The 14,077-nt window shown below is 68.1% G+C and carries 13 protein-coding genes; 7 read left to right on the top strand and 6 right to left on the bottom strand.

Features of this window, described 5'->3' with window-relative positions; translation table 11 throughout:
• The first annotated feature begins 95 nt into the window (after positions 1-95).
• From V0Z78_RS16895 to V0Z78_RS16885, 3 genes are read left to right on the top strand one after another with little or no spacing between them, the layout of a single operon-like run.
• Entirely contained in the window at positions 96-1,139 is a 1,044-nt protein-coding gene (locus tag V0Z78_RS16895) for an ABC transporter substrate-binding protein (RefSeq protein ID WP_409338755.1), read from the top strand.
• 3 nt (positions 1,140-1,142) lie between these two features.
• Positions 1,143-1,937 carry an ABC transporter permease gene (locus tag V0Z78_RS16890; RefSeq protein WP_336345840.1) on the top strand — a complete coding sequence of 265 codons (795 nt, stop codon included), beginning with the start codon at positions 1,143-1,145 and terminating at the stop codon, positions 1,935-1,937.
• Positions 1,928-2,686, top strand: a complete 759-nt coding sequence (locus tag V0Z78_RS16885; protein WP_336345839.1) for an ABC transporter ATP-binding protein — start codon at positions 1,928-1,930, stop codon at positions 2,684-2,686. The genes V0Z78_RS16890 and V0Z78_RS16885 overlap by 10 nt, the downstream gene beginning before the upstream one ends.
• Before the next feature lie 17 nt (positions 2,687-2,703).
• On the opposite strand, the gene V0Z78_RS16880 is transcribed toward V0Z78_RS16885, so the two are convergent.
• From V0Z78_RS16880 to V0Z78_RS16870, 3 genes are all read right to left on the bottom strand, one after another.
• Positions 2,704-2,853 (bottom strand): hypothetical protein, encoded by a 150-nt coding sequence (locus V0Z78_RS16880; protein WP_336345838.1) that lies wholly within the window; start codon positions 2,851-2,853, stop codon positions 2,704-2,706.
• A gap of 56 nt (positions 2,854-2,909) precedes the next feature.
• The gene (locus V0Z78_RS16875) at positions 2,910-5,471 is read right to left on the bottom strand and encodes an efflux RND transporter permease subunit (RefSeq protein ID WP_336345837.1); all 2,562 of its coding nucleotides are present in this window, start codon (positions 5,469-5,471) and stop codon (positions 2,910-2,912) included.
• 198 nt (positions 5,472-5,669) lie between these two features.
• Positions 5,670-6,410 (bottom strand): proteasome assembly chaperone family protein, encoded by a 741-nt coding sequence (locus tag V0Z78_RS16870; RefSeq protein ID WP_336345836.1) that lies wholly within the window; start codon positions 6,408-6,410, stop codon positions 5,670-5,672.
• 210 nt (positions 6,411-6,620) lie between these two features.
• Here V0Z78_RS16870 and V0Z78_RS16865 point away from each other — a divergent pair, with 210 nt between their 5' ends.
• Genes V0Z78_RS16865 through V0Z78_RS16850 form a run of 4 tightly spaced genes read left to right on the top strand, consistent with a single transcriptional unit; the run spans position 6,621 to position 9,674 of the window.
• Positions 6,621-6,980, top strand: coding sequence for a DUF7344 domain-containing protein (locus tag V0Z78_RS16865; protein WP_336345835.1), 360 nt, complete (start codon positions 6,621-6,623; stop codon positions 6,978-6,980).
• A gap of 48 nt (positions 6,981-7,028) precedes the next feature.
• A complete protein-coding gene (locus tag V0Z78_RS16860; protein ID WP_336345834.1) occupies positions 7,029-7,934 on the top strand; it encodes an RsmB/NOP family class I SAM-dependent RNA methyltransferase in 906 nt (301 codons plus the stop codon).
• Positions 7,931-8,443: a DUF7122 family protein gene (locus V0Z78_RS16855; protein WP_336345833.1), complete on the top strand. Its 513-nt coding sequence runs from the start codon at positions 7,931-7,933 to the stop codon at positions 8,441-8,443. The genes V0Z78_RS16860 and V0Z78_RS16855 overlap by 4 nt, the downstream gene beginning before the upstream one ends.
• A 55-nt stretch (positions 8,444-8,498) precedes the next feature.
• The gene (locus tag V0Z78_RS16850; RefSeq protein ID WP_336345832.1) at positions 8,499-9,674 is read left to right on the top strand and encodes an MFS transporter; all 1,176 of its coding nucleotides are present in this window, start codon (positions 8,499-8,501) and stop codon (positions 9,672-9,674) included.
• Positions 9,675-9,792: 118 nt separating this feature from the next.
• Here the strand turns inward: V0Z78_RS16850 and V0Z78_RS16845 are convergent, their stop codons facing one another.
• The 3 genes from V0Z78_RS16845 to V0Z78_RS16835 all read right to left on the bottom strand — a co-directional run bounded on the left by V0Z78_RS16845 (position 9,793) and on the right by V0Z78_RS16835 (position 13,953).
• Positions 9,793-11,304: a DUF790 family protein gene (locus V0Z78_RS16845; protein ID WP_336345831.1), complete on the bottom strand. Its 1,512-nt coding sequence runs from the start codon at positions 11,302-11,304 to the stop codon at positions 9,793-9,795.
• A gap of 263 nt (positions 11,305-11,567) precedes the next feature.
• Complete coding sequence (locus tag V0Z78_RS16840) at positions 11,568-12,956, bottom strand: DEAD/DEAH box helicase family protein (RefSeq protein ID WP_336345830.1); 1,389 nt, start codon at positions 12,954-12,956, stop codon at positions 11,568-11,570.
• Between the two features lie 85 nt (positions 12,957-13,041).
• Positions 13,042-13,953 carry a DMT family transporter gene (locus tag V0Z78_RS16835; protein WP_336345829.1) on the bottom strand — a complete coding sequence of 304 codons (912 nt, stop codon included), beginning with the start codon at positions 13,951-13,953 and terminating at the stop codon, positions 13,042-13,044.
• Between the last annotated feature and the right edge of the window lie 124 nt (positions 13,954-14,077).

The following is a 14,077-nucleotide window of genomic DNA, read 5'->3' as shown; positions in this document are numbered from 1 at the left end:
CGGTACGAGAAGCCGGGGCAGGGGGAACACGAAGAGAGGTATGGATTACCGGATTCGCGCGAGGAATACCCGTGGCTAGCCTAGTAGGGGCAACTGTGACGAAACCCGGTAGTCCCGTCGACATCTCCCGCCGGACGTTTCTCGAAGGAGCCGCGGGTACAGCAACGATCGGACTGACGGGGCTGGCGGGCTGTCTCGGGGGCGACGAACTCGAGGAGCTCACGGTCGCGTACATGCCGATATATCCCGACATGCAGTACTTCGTGATGCAGGAGGAGGGGTATCTCGACGAGCTCTCCGTGTCGGTCGACGCCCGCGAGTTCACCGACGGCCCGAGCATCGTTCAGGCGTACGCCAGCGGCGAGATCGACGTCGGGCTGTTCGGGATCGTCCCTTCGATGATCGTCATCGACCGGGGCATCCCCGCGAAGGTCGTCGCCACGAACATCAAGGAGCCGATGATGATCATGGCCCACGAGGACCTGCGCGAGCTGTGGGACGAACACGAATCGGAGGCGTTCGCCGAGTTCGAGGCCGAGTACGGCCGTCCGTTCCGCTTCGGGACGTTCCCCGAGGGCAGCACTCCGGACATCCTGCTTCGCTACTGGCTCTCGGATATCCATGGACTCACGCCCGGCGAGGACGTCGAGATCACCGAGATCGGCGGCGCGAACGCCGTCTGGCAGGCGATGGCCAACGGCGAGATCGACGGCACGAGCATCATGGAGCCCGTCCCGACGATCGCCGAGGAGGAGGGATCGCCGATCGGCCGGCTCGCCATCGCCTCGGAGTTCATGCCCGGCCAGCCCGCCGCCGTCGTGCTCATGAACGATACGGCCCGCGAACACGAGGTCGGCGAGGAGTTCCTCGAGGCCCACATCCGGGCGACGGAGTTCATCAACGAGGAGCCCGACGCGACCGCCCGGCATGCGAGCACCGTGATCGGCGAGTCCTCGCTCCCGGTCGAGCGCGCACGGAAAGCGCTGGATTCGCCGTTGTCGAACTTCGTCTCGGACCCGCGCGAGATCGAGGAGGGGACCGAGATCTTCGCCGAGTACGCCCACGAGCTGGGACGGACCGACGAGCGTCTCTCGCTCGAGGACGTCTTCGACTACGACCTCTACGAATCGGTCAGCTGAGATATGAGCCACGACACCGCCATCGACGTCGGCGAAGACGATATCCTCGAACGCGATTGGGAGACCAGACGCCTGCTACGGGGAGCTATCGGCGTTACCGGCTTCCTCGTGCTATGGTGGGTCGCCGCCCTGTTCCAGCCGCCGTACATCCTCCCCTCGCCGGCCGTCGTCGCCGAGACGTTTCTCACGGAGCTCGCCTCGGGCACGATGACCAGCGCGCTGTACAGCAGCGTTCTCCACTGGATCCCCGGAGCGGTCATCGGCACGCTGCTCGGCATCGCCGCCGGGGTCGCTCTGGGCTGGAGTTCGGCCGCCGACGACGGGTTCGCCCCCGTCGTCCGCGTCCTTCGGCCGGTGCCGCCGTTGGCGTTGATCGGCTTCGCCATCGCGTGGTTCGGCATCAATCACGCCGGCGCGGCGTTCATCATCGCCGTCGGGGCGTTCTGGATCAACTTCTACGCGGCCTACGGCGGCGTCGAGGGGGTTTCGGAGGACATGCTCGACGTGGGCCGCAGCCTCGGGGTCACCGACGACCTCGGACTGATCAGATCGGTCGTCCTGCCGAGCGCGCTGCCCGAGATCATGACCGGTATTCGGACGGGAATCGGCCGGTGTTGGATGCTCGTCGTCGCCGCCGAGATCTTCGGCGTCCCCGGCATCGGACGGGAGATCCTGAGCGCGGGCAACAACCTTGCCGTCGACGTGGTGATCGCCTACATCCTCGTGTTGAGTCTGATGTTCCTGCTCGTGGACGTGGGCTTTCGTGCCCTTCAGAGACGGGTGATCGCATGGCGGTAGACATGGATCCGAAGATCAGTATCGAATCGGTGAGCAAGCGCTACGCCGGAACCCAGGGACCGATCCGAGCGCTCTCGGAGGTGAGCTTTACGGTCCAGCCCGAGGAGTTCGTCTGCGTCGTCGGTCCCTCGGGCTGTGGCAAGACCACCCTGTTCAGGATCATCGCCGGCCTCGAGGAGGCGAGCTCGGGAGCGATCTACCTCGGGGACGAGCCCGTCGACGGCCCGACCACGGAGATGGGCGTCGTCTTCCAGGAGTACCTGCTCTTCCCGTGGCGGACGGTTCGGGGCAACGTCGCCTTCGGGCTCGAGAAGCAGGGCGTCGAGAAGGAGGAACGTGAGCAGCGGATCCAGGAGATGATCGATCTCGTGGGCCTCTCGGGGTTCGAGGACACCTACCCCAAGTCGCTCAGCGGCGGGATGAAACAGCGCGTCGCGATCGCCCGCTCGCTTGCGGTCGATCCCGACATCCTTCTGATGGACGAACCGTTCGGCGCGGTCGACGCCCAGACTCGGGAGCGACTCCACGACGAGATCCTCGAAATCTGGCAGGAGACGAGGAAGACGATCCTCTTCGTGACCCACGACGTGAGCGAGGCGGTCACGCTCGCCGATCGCGTGGTCGTGATGGGAACCGACCCCGGACACATCCGCGAGATCGTCGAGGTCGATCTGTCGCGGCCGCGGGAACGGACGGACGCCGCGTTCGCCGAGTACGAGGAGCGGATCCGGGCGTTGATCGGCGACTGACGGTCCGGCTACGGCTCCTATCCGTAGAACTCCTCACGCAGGTCGTCGAGGTGATCCTCCAGTATCGAGAGCGCGGCGTCCGCGTCCATGTATCCCTGATCGTACTCGGCGTAGACGTCGTCCGCGTTGTCGAGGAACTCCTCGACGGTGTCGTCCAGTTCGGCCATACCTCCGGTACGCGAGCCAACCGGAAGAGTCGATCGCTCGCGACGTGCGCGGAGCGTTACTCCCGCCCACCGTCGGTGGCCGCCTCCACGGGCCGGTTCACGGCGAATCCGACGGCTGCATCGACGTGTCGCTCCCAGAGAACGAGCAGGCTCGGCAGGACGAACACGCCGCCGACGAAGGCGTAGACGATCGTCAACCCGGTGATCAGCCCGAACTGCTGGAGCGGCGGGAGGATCGCGAACGCGAGCACGCCGAACCCGCCGACGGTCGTCGCCGCGCTGCCGAGCAGCGCCCCGCCGGTGCCGCGGACGCTACGGCGAAGCGCTTCGGCCGGAACCTCGCCGCATCGGCGTTCGAGCAGGTAGCGCTCGGTCATGTGGATGTTGTACGCTACCCCGAGCCCGACCGTCAGGCTGGTGATCGTTCCCGTGATCGCGTTGAACGGCATCCCGAGCAGCGCCATCGTTCCGAGGATCCACGCCACCGAACAGACGATCGGCGCGAGCGTCACCGCCCCCAGGAGGGCGCTGCCGGCGGTTCGGCGGTAGACGAGCGTGAGGAGGACCGCGACCGCGCCGAGGGTCACGCTCAGGCTCTGGACCACCGTCTCGAAGAGCTCGTCCTCGACGACGCTGAACACGACCGGCTGGCCGGTCGCCGTCGCCTCGAGTCCATCGCCGTCGAGGGACGACGCCACGACACGGGTGTCGTCGGCCATGACCTCGCTCGAGGCGTCGCCCTGCATCGTGACGAGCATTCGAACGGCCTCGTACTCGCCGTCGTCGGTCCGGTGGACCACCTCGGCGGCGCGCTCCTCGTCCGCCTCGTAGAACGCGTCGTAGACCGATTCGACGTCCTCGTCCGGGACGCCGTCGCCGTCGGTGTCGGCCGCCACGAACGCCTCCGCGAACTCCTCGTCCTCCGCCGCGACGGCGCGCATGACCGAAATCGGGGAGCGAACGCCGGTCTCGCCGCTCGAGAGGACGAGCACGGCGTTCCGGTCGGCCGCGACGTCGTGAGCGTCCGCAATGCGCTCGAGCGTCCGATCGTCCGTGACGTCACCGGTGACCACCACCTGCGTCCGCGTGTCCTGTCGGGCGTGGTCGTTGAGCACGGCGAGATCCTCCTTCGCGCCGTACTCGCCGGGTGCGAGCGGCCCCGGCAGCGACGCCATCCACGCCGGCGGGTCGTCGGCGATGAAGTCCTCCCGTTCGAACGTCGTGTCCACCTGCGTCGCGCCGGCAGCACCGGCAGCGGTCACGAGCAGGACCGCGCAAATCACGGCCCAGGGCGTGCGGTTCGCCGCACGTTCGCCGAGCGAGAGGACATTCGCGAACGCCCCGTCGGTGCCGAACGCGCGGTTTCGGCGGTCGATCCCGCGAGCCTCGAGCAGTTCGTCGAGTTCGACCTTGGCCGCCGGCACCAGCACCCCGAAGACGAGCAGGGCCGCGACGATGCCGAACGCGCTCACGACGCCGAACTCGCGGATCGGCGCGACCGGACTCACGAGGTTCGAGAGGAAGCCGAACACCGCGGTCGTCGTCACCCAGAGGAGTGCGACGCCCAGCCCGCCGAGGACGATCCGCATCGCGGCCCCCGAGGAGTCCCGTTCCTCTTCGCGGCGCTCGCGGTGGCGCATGAAGACGTGGATCGCGTAGTCGATCGACAGCCCTACGAGCAGCGCGGGAACCGCGACCATGATCTGGGTGAAGGGGATGCCGACCCAGCCCATGAACCCGAGCGTCCACAGCAGGACGACGACGATGCCCGCGAGTCCGAGGAGGATGTCGAGCAGGTCCCGGTAGGCGACGGTGAGGACGAGACAGACGAACAGCAGCGCTAACGGAAGAACCAACGAGAGGCTATCGACGAGCGATCGATCGATCTCGTCGGTGATGATTCCCTCGCCGAACGCGAAGCCGTCGGCGAATCGGTCCTCGACCATCGCGTCCATCGCGAGCTGGGACTCGACGATCTCCTCGGAGGACTCGCCCTCGATGACCTGCTGGCCGTCGGCCTGCTGGGTCACGAACAGCAGTCGCGTGTCGGCCTCCATCGAACCGGGCTCGTAGTCCGTCGGCAGGAAGACGAACGCCTCCGCCGAACCGTCCTCGTCGAGGACCGTATCGAGGACGGCGTCGATCTCCGACTGGTTCATCGACTCCAACTGTTCGATCTGTTCGTCGAGGGTCGGATCGACCGTCGACGGATCGGGCCGTGTCCGGGCGTCGGCCGCACGTTCCTCGCGGATGGCCGTGGTCGCAACGATCGTCGAGAGGTCGGCGAACGGGTCGTCCTCGACGAGCGTCGGACTGACGGTCCCGTCCTCGCGGAACTCGCGCTGGAGCTCCAGAGTGGCGATCAACGACTCCTTCGAGAGGACGTTCTCGTCGCGAACGAGGATCTGAGTGGTCGTCCCACCCTCATCGCCGAAGTTGGTCTCGACGTAGTCCAATCGTTCCGCTTCCGGTCCGTCGCTTTTGAACTGGTCGAGCGAGGAGGAGTACTCCAGGCTGCCGACGCCGCCGCTCAGCACGATCGTGAGCACGAACATGACCGTGATGACCGCGCGACGACGTTCCGTGACCGTCTCGGCGAGGCGGGATCCGGCTGCCACTTACTGCACCTCCCCTCGTAGTGGCCCGATCCAGGCGTGCGATCGCATTCAGATCTGAGTTATCTGGGGTTGGTAAATACTTTGTTTTCAAATCCTACTACTCGTATCAAATAGGGCGGAACGTTCGTCCCGCGACGGTTCCCGATCCGTGCGTATCGTTTCCGTCGATGGAGGAGACGGCCACCGGCGCGGGCGGGGTTACTGGTACATCCCGAGCGGGCGGGCCTGGGTGCTCTCGTCGTCCTCGGCCTGTCCCATCCGCTGGGCGAGCTGTTCTCGTTGCTCGCGGATCTCCTCGGCCTGCTCGACCAGCGAGTCGACGTCGACCTCGACGCCGGTGATCGGGCCGATCCCGTTCTTGATGAGCGCGCGGGCGGCCTCGGGGTCCGGAAACTGAGGGTTGCTCTCGACGACCAGCCCGACGCTGTCGAGATCGACCTCTGCCGCTCGGTTGAGCAGCGCGCCCGTCGGCCCGCTGATGAACCCCGTCTCGCGGGGCGGGACGATCCCCGCATCGTCGAGGTGGCGTCGACCGTCGCCGGTCGCGACCCCGTACAGTTCGGGGAACGAGTCCTTCTCGGCGGGCCGGCCGCTGAGATAGATCGGCGTCACCCCCTCGTCCTCGAACCAACTCGAGACGCAGACGGCGAACTCGGGTGCTCCGCTACCCGAGACGGGCACCTCGCTCTGGAGCGCGAGCAGGTCGTGTTCGGGGGCGGCGTACAGCCGAACGGGCGGCTTCAGGTCGTCGTCGTCCTGGTGGTAGACGCCGATCCGGGGGAGTCCGTCGCAGTGGACGCTCGCGTAGTGGGTCATCTCGAGTTCACGGACGATGTGGTCGGTCGCGATCTTCCCGACGAGGCCGAGCCCCGGTAGCCCCTCGACGAGGAACGGCTCGTCGAACGAGACCGACTCGTCGTGGACGGCGATCTGTGCCATGGGCTGTCATCGTCCCCGACCGACTTCAACGCGTGGCTTGCTACGATGGATCGAAGAAGCCGACCTCGCGGCATGGGCTATCAAGCCTAGTACTTATGGACGTCGATATCCATCTCCCACAGTAAGTGACAGGGATCGTATAAAATTCGCCAACTGATACTAGCAGCCAACAATGAACTATAGCTCAATAATGACCGAGAGGGGGATGGAATGAACACGACGACGACGGCGTCGGTGCTCGACCTCGATTCGGTGTTCGAGGTGCTGAGCGATCGCCGAAGACGGTACGCACTGTACGCACTCCATCGAGCCAAGGGGGGCTCGATGACGGTCGATCGACTGGCGGTTCGGGTGGGGCAGTTGGAGGACGACGGCAGAACCATCACAGCCGAGCGTCGTTCGAACCGGATCGCCGACGAGCTCCGCGAGCGCCACGTGCCGAAACTGGTCGCCGCGGGAGCGATCGAGTACGACGAGCGGACCGAGACGGCCCGCTATCACGTCCGACCCGCGCTCGAGGAGTGGCTCGAACACGCGGAGTACAGGGAGGGGTACCACCCGGAGTGTTGAGGGGGCCGATCGAAACGCCCAAACGCCGGCCGGCGGTAGCCGTGGGTGATGGAGCCGCTCCGGCGGTACGAACCGCTCGTCGACGACTTCGAGGCGTTCCTCGCCGCCTGCGAGCGGCCGCTCCCCGCCGTCGTTCGGGTGAACGCGATAAAGGCAGGTCCCGAACGCGTCCGCGATGCCCTCGACGAGGAGGGCATCGGCTGGGAGGGGCGCGAATGGAACGAGCGGGTACTCGAACTCGAGACGACGAAGCCAGGCAACACGTGGCCGTACTTCCACGGCTGGATCCACGGCCAGGAGGAGATCTCCTCGCTCCCGGCGACGGTACTCGATCCCGACCCCGGGGAACGGGTGTGGGACGCGTGTGCGGCGCCGGGCGGAAAGACGACGCAGCTCGCGGCGCTGATGGACGATCGGGGACTCGTCGTCGCCAACGACAGCAACCTCGGTCGCCTCTCCGCGCTCCGCTCGAACGCCGAGCGCCTGGGCGCGACGAGCGTCGCGGTGACCAACTCGGACGCACGAAACTTCTCGTTGAAACCCTTCAGTACCGAGTTCGACCGGGCGCTGGTCGACGCCCCCTGCTCGTGTGAGGGGACGATCCGCAAGAACCCCGATGCGCTCGACGAGTGGACGATGGACCACGTCGAGGGGATCGCGGGCGTCCAGAAAGGGATCCTCCGGCGGGCGATCCAGGCCACCCGGGAAGGCGGAACGGTGGTCTACTCGACGTGTACGTTCGCCCCCGAGGAGAACGAGGCCGTCCTCGATCACGTCCTCGCGAACGAGGACTGTAGGGTCGTCCCCTTCGAGAGCGGGCTGGACTCGGTGCCCGGCGTCACCGAGTGGGAGGGCGAGCGCTACGACGGGTCGGTCCGCCACGCCGAACGCTTCTACCCCCATCACAACGACACGGGCGGGTTCTTCTGTGCGAGACTGGAGGTGACGGGATGAGCGACGGATCGAAGGGAAACGACGGAAGCCGCTTCGACCGGCTGCCCGCGAGTGCCGACGAACGCGAGGACGAGGGCCGGGCGACGCGCGAGGAGGTCCTCGAGTGGTGGGACGAGCGCTTCGCGATCCCTCCCGAGACGTTCGAGGGCTACACGTTCTGGGAGAAGGGCGCGGGCAAGGTCTGGATCCTCGCGAGCGACCTCCCCTCGCCGGTCGGGATCGAGGGGCTGGGCATGACGTTCCTGCGCACCCGTCAAGAACACTGGAAGCCGACGACGAACGCCGCCCAGCGCTTCGGCCGGCTGGCCGAACGAAACGTCGTCGAACTCACCCCCGAGGAAGCAAAGCCGTTCGTTCGCGGCCGGGACCAGGAGCTCGAGTGGGACGGCGACTGGGGCTACCTGATCGCGGCCCACGACCTCGCGGGCGGACGCGAGCCGCTCGGCGTCGGGCTCTACCTCTACGGCGAGCTCCGGTCGGTGGTCCCGAAGGGACGACGGCTCGACTGACCCGACGGATCACCGCTTTCCACACCCTTTAGCGGCGCTCGAATCAACCCCCGACGTGAGCCGCTGGCAGTACCGCTACACCGTCCTCGTCCTGTGTACGTTCGCGTTCTTCGCGACGATGGTCGCGCGGCTGGTGATCAGCCCCGTCGTCCCCGAGATCGAGAGCTACTTCGACACCTCGACCGGGGCGATCGGGCTCGCGCTCTCGGGGATGTGGGCGGCCTACGCGCTCTCGCAGTTCCCCTCGGGAGTGCTCGCGGATCGCTACGGCGAGCGGCGGGTCATCCTGACGGCCGTCTCGATCACGGCGGTGAGCTCGCTTCTTCTCGCGCTCTCGCCGTCGCTCGCGCTGTTCGGGCTGTTCGCGGTCGTCCTCGGCGCCGGCGCCGGGCTTCACTACGTGGTGGCGACGACGCTGCTCACGAGGCTCTTCTCGAACACCGGGCGGGCGATCGGGCTTCACGTCACGGGGAGTCCGATCGCGGGGCTCTCCGCGCCGGTGCTCGCGGCGGCGATCGGCGCGCGCTACGGCTGGCGGAGCGCGCTGTTGCTCGGGACGGCGGCCGCGGTACCGGTCGGAGTGACGTTCGCCCGGCGGGTCCGGCCGATCACGCCACAGCACCCCGAGCGACCGATGCGCGAGCAGTTCGACCCGGGGACGCTTGCCGCGCTGCTCTCGCGCCCGCGGATCGCCTACACCACCGTGCTCGCGACCATCGCCGCGTTCACCTGGCAGGCGACCGCCTCGTTTCTCCCGACGCTGCTCGTCGCTCACCACGGCTACTCGACCGCGTTCGCGGGCGTGCTGTTCTCGCTGTACTTCGTGGTTCACGGCGTCTGCGCGCCGACGATCGGCGGACTCTCCGATCGGTTCGGACGGGATCCGACGCTCGCAGCCACGCTCGCGACCGGGATCGTCGGCTACTGGGTGCTCGCGACCGGCGGGTCGACGTCGGTCATCGTCGGCGGCGTCGTCCTCGCCGGAGTGGCGATGAGCTGGAGCGCGCCGCTCCAGGACCGCTACATCGCCCGCCTCTCCGAGAAGGAGCGCAACACGGGGTTCGGGCTCGTCCGAACCGTCTACATGCTGCTCGGCGCGCTGGGCAGCGTCGTCGTCGGCACGCTCGCCGACGTTGCCGGCTGGGGGATCGCCTACGGGGGTCTCGCCGTCCTCCTGGCGCTCGCGGTCGGGAGCCTCGGAGCCGTGCGTCTGTCGGACGTCTCGTTGTAAGGAAAGGAAAGCACTTCCCGAATCCACTGGGGTGGGGAGGGGATCAGCAGGACCGGGAAGTAATACAACCTATACACCTCTGAATAAAAAGTCTTTTGGTCCGCGTACGGTAGCCCGGTCATCCCGCGTCCTTCGAGCGGATCGTCCCGCCGGAGAGTCCCGTCCATTCCACGCGGTAGCCGAGCGCGGAGAGGGCGGTGCTGGTCTCGTGGATGCCGGCCTCCTCGAGGACCGCCTCGGCCTCGGCGAGCGACTGGCCCGGTTCGAGGGCGTCCGCGAGCCGGTCGAGCACCGCGGGCCGGACGAGCGTTCGACCGATCCGCTCGTGGTCGGGGAACGTGACGTCCGCGAGCGCGGCCTCGCTCACGCCGTGGCGGGCCGCGAGCGCCGCGATCGTGAGGACCTCCTCCTCCGGTACGAGTTCGGCGGGTAGCGACGCCGCGCTCGCGGCGACGAGTTCGTCCTCGTAGCGGCGAAGCGCGTCGCGGACGTCCTTGACCCGGACGCGCCCCGAGTAGGGGATCGCGCGGTGGTCTCGCGCCTCGATCGCCTCGCCGGCGCCGAGGCTCTCGTCGACGGCGACCAGCAGCTCGACGTCCTCGACGTTCTCGAGCTGGGAGAGCTTCTTCTCGACGTACTCGGGGGTCCAGAAGCCCATGATCTCGAAGAAGACGCGGAACTCGGTATGGAGATAGTCGAACGCGAAGTCGGGGATCATCACGCTCGCGCCGACCTCGAGGGGCTCGGGCTCGCGGACGAGCTCCCAGTCGAGATCCAGCGCCGAGAAGCGGGCGGCGAAGTCGCGCTCGACGCCGCTGTCGTAGCTGACCTCGACGACGGGTTCGGCGTCGGGCGGCCGGATCGGATCGGCGTCAGAGATCTCCAGAACTCGTTCGGTCCCGCGGTCGTCGATCGTCGCGACGAGCTCCCACTCGCCCGCCTCGACGACCGCGCGAAGCAGGCGGGCGAAGCGCGTGCCGTATCGCCGGGTCGCTCGAAAGAGGGCGTCCGGGCCGGTGACGACGAGCTCGCGACCCCGATCGGTCCGTCGCAGCTCGTAGAGCAGTCCCAGCCGTTTGGTCGCCGAGACCAGTCGTCGAGGGTCGCTGCTGCGGACGCGCACCTCCGTGGCGTCGAACAGCGCGGTCTGGGCGAGCGAGAGGTCGTACTGGGCGAGCAGCGAGTCGGGATCGAAGCGCTCGCCGGCGGCGACGAGCACCTGTCGTTCCTCGCGGTCGGCGTAGAGCGACTTCGCGACCGCCTCGCCGTCGACGCCTATCGCCTCGCCCGCCCGTGAGAGCGCCTCGTGGCGGTCGGCCTCGCTCGCGACGGAGAGGGCCTCGGCGGCCTCGAACGCCGCCCGACGCGCTCGCCGGGGCTCGACCGGCGAGCGCGTCTCGAACGTGCAGTCGCGTTCGACCAGCTTCGCGAGCCCGCGGACGAGCTTGAAGTCCTCCGCCTCCCGCTCGAGCGCTTCGAGCGCCTCCTCGAGCTCGCTTCGGGGCTTGCCGACGTGCTCGCGAAAGGCGCCGAGCACCTTCGCGGCCAGCGGGCGGTGTTCGCGACCCGCGAACGACAGGCGGTAGCCCCCGCCCGCCCGCGAGACGCGAAGCAGGTCCTTCGTCAGCACCGTCTCCCCGTAGGGGCCCGGGAGTCAAAAGCCCGGCCAAACGCGCGAGACGACGCGTGCTCGGACACGGTGATCCGCCGTCGGCAGTAGCGCCGACCCGACCCCACTCGTGATCGCCGACGAATGCGGAACGGGTGACTTCTCCGTTGTGATGGGGATTCTGAACGATCACCACCACGTGCTGCGGGCCGACGAGCGGGGCGAACACGGCGAGGGCGCACCCGACCGGCAGGACCGCCGTTCCGACGCGGAACGCGGCTCGCCTACCGTCTGCGGGCGGCGACGTTCTCCTCGGCGGTGTCCCGGCTCACCAGCTCGTAGAGCAGCGCCCGGCCGCCCTCTGCCTTCGGCCGGAGCACGCGCCCGAGCCGTTGGGTGAACTCGCGCTCGCTCCCGCTGCCCGAGAGCACGACGGCGACGTTGGCGTCGGGAACGTCCACCCCCTCGTCGAGCACGTTCGAGGCGACGATCCGTGAGTAGGTGCCCTCGCGAAAGCGCTCGAGGATCTCCCGGCGTTCCTCCGTTCCGGTCCGGTGGGTGATCGCCGGAATCAGGAAACGCTCCGAGAGCCGGTAGACGAGGTCGTTGTGCGCGGTGAAGACGATGATTCGGTCGTCGCGGTGACGATCGAGGATCCCGGCGAGCTCCTCGATCTTCCGGTCGGCGTTCGAGACGACCTCGCGGGCACGCTGTTTCGCTAACAACGCCTCCCGTGCTCGGGGGTCGGAGCCGGACCGTTTGACCAGTTCCTGGTAGTCGCTGCCCCGCTGCATGTCGATGCCCGATTCACGGAGGTAGGAGACGAACGTCTCCTGGTCTCGCTCGTAGGCCTCACGCTCCTCGTCGGTGAGCTCGACCTCGATCCGCTTGACGTCGTAGGGTGCGAGATGCTCGCCGGCGAGGTCGTCCGCGCTTGTGCGGTAGACGACCGGGCCGAGGAGCTCCTCGACGGCCTCGTGCGCGCGGTCGGGGCGCTCGAACGTCGCCGTGAGGCCCAGCCGGGCGGGTGCGGCGAGCAGGCGGGCGATCTCCCTGTACCCTTCGCCGCCGAGGTGGTGGACCTCGTCGAAGATCACGAAGGGGAAGACGTCGCCGATCGACTCGGCCTTGAGGTAGGCGGAGTCGTAGGTAGAGACGGTGATCGCCTCCCGGGACTGGACGCCGCCGCCGAACCGTCCTATGGGTACGTCGAACTCCTCGCGGAGCTCCGCGTGCCACTGTTCGAGGAGGTCGATCGTCGGCACGACGACGAGCGTCGGGGTCGCGAGCGCCTCGATCGCCTTGATCGCGATCACGGTCTTGCCGCTTCCGGTGGGCAGTTCGAGCACGCCCCGGTCGTCGTTTCCCCGCCAGGCCGAGAGCGCGTCGGCCTGGTAGGAGCGAAGCTCGTAGGTCGAGGCGAGTCCTCGAAGCGTCGGGGTCTCGAAAACGCCGTCCTCGTACTCGACTCCCTCGCGATCGAGACGTTCGAGGAGGTCGGCGTACCGGAAGGCGGGGGCACGACCGCTCCTCGAGCGCGGGTCGTACTCGACGTAGGGGAGGTCGAGACACCCCTCGTCACCGGGGACCGCCCGATCGGTACTCGCGTCCGAGTCCGCGTTCTGGATCGAGACGCGGATCGTCCCCTCCTCGTAGGTGAGTCGAGCGGACACGGGCGTCCGTAGTCGTTCCGGCGGCTTAACTCGCCCGAGTCGAGCGGGGCTCACAGCCCGCCCGATCGAACCGATGCGTCCGTGTTCAGCGCCCCGCTCCTCGGAACCGTGCGAGTTCGGCGGCGATCTCGCGGTCGGTCAGCAGGGCGAATCCGACGAGAACGACGAGGAATCCGACGACCGTCGACGGGACGATCGGCTCGTCGAGCACCGCCCACCCGATGGCGAGCGTGACGATCGGGACGAGATACGCGATCAGGTTGATCTCCAGGGCGCCGAGCCGTTCGAGCAGGGTGAAGTAGATCACGAACCCGACCGCGCCGCCGACCACGCCGAGGTACAGCAGCGCCGCGAGCGCCGACGCCGTCGGCCGCACGGCGGCGAGCGACTCGCCGAGCGCGAGGGCGAACCCCAGTTGGACGGTCGCGCCCACGGCCATCGCCCAGCCGGTCAGCGCCACGATCGGCATGGTCGGACGGCTCCGCCGGACTAAGACGGTTCCGAGCGCGACGCCCGCCGCGGCCGAGAGGACCAGCAGCTCGCCGACGACGGACGCCCCGAGGGCGGCGGGGTCCGGTCGGACGACGATGGCGACGCCGACGAATCCTACGCAGACCCCGAGGAGACCCCGACGGTTCGGGCGTTCGTCGGGGAGGAGCACCCAGGCGACGAGCACGGTGAGGATCGGAATGAGACTGAAGACGATCGCGCCGACGCCGCTGGTCGTGAACTGGAGCCCGACGAACGAGAGGCCGGTCCCGCCGACGAACAGCACGCCGCCGGCCAGCACCGCGATCCGATCGTTTCGAGTGCGGGGTCGCCACCGGTCGGTCGTCACCAGCGCGTATCCCAGCAGCAGCGCCGCCGAGAGATAGTAGCGGGCGGCGGCGAACAGCAGGGGCGGAACGTCGGCCAGTCCGACCTTGATCGCCGGGAACACCGCGCCGAACAGCAGGGTGACCAGGAGGAACGAACCGAGGTTCCGGGCGCGAGACACGGCGTCACGGTCGTCCGGAACGACCATAACCCGATCGAAGTCCGAGAACGGAGACGTCGACCCGAACGGGCGTCTCCTTCGTCCTCAACCTGCGACCCGATCCGAGCGTCCGCGCCCGCCGTCC

It is taken from the genome of Halalkalicoccus sp. CG83 (genome assembly GCF_037081715.1).
Classification (GTDB): domain Archaea; phylum Halobacteriota; class Halobacteria; order Halobacteriales; family Halalkalicoccaceae; genus Halalkalicoccus; species Halalkalicoccus ordinarius.
This window is presented reverse-complemented; position numbering and strand designations above follow the sequence as displayed.

Coding starts and splice junctions, on each gene's coding strand:
- V0Z78_RS16880 (WP_336345838.1), bottom strand. CDS start 2,853: ATGGCCGAACTGGACGACACCGTCGAGGAGTTCCTCGACAACGCGGAC.
- V0Z78_RS16870 (WP_336345836.1), bottom strand. CDS start 6,410: ATGGCACAGATCGCCGTCCACGACGAGTCGGTCTCGTTCGACGAGCCG.
- V0Z78_RS16890 (WP_336345840.1), top strand. CDS start 1,143: ATGAGCCACGACACCGCCATCGACGTCGGCGAAGACGATATCCTCGAA.
- V0Z78_RS16860 (WP_336345834.1), top strand. CDS start 7,029: ATGGAGCCGCTCCGGCGGTACGAACCGCTCGTCGACGACTTCGAGGCG.
- V0Z78_RS16865 (WP_336345835.1), top strand. CDS start 6,621: ATGAACACGACGACGACGGCGTCGGTGCTCGACCTCGATTCGGTGTTC.
- V0Z78_RS16855 (WP_336345833.1), top strand. CDS start 7,931: ATGAGCGACGGATCGAAGGGAAACGACGGAAGCCGCTTCGACCGGCTG.
- V0Z78_RS16885 (WP_336345839.1), top strand. CDS start 1,928: ATGGCGGTAGACATGGATCCGAAGATCAGTATCGAATCGGTGAGCAAG.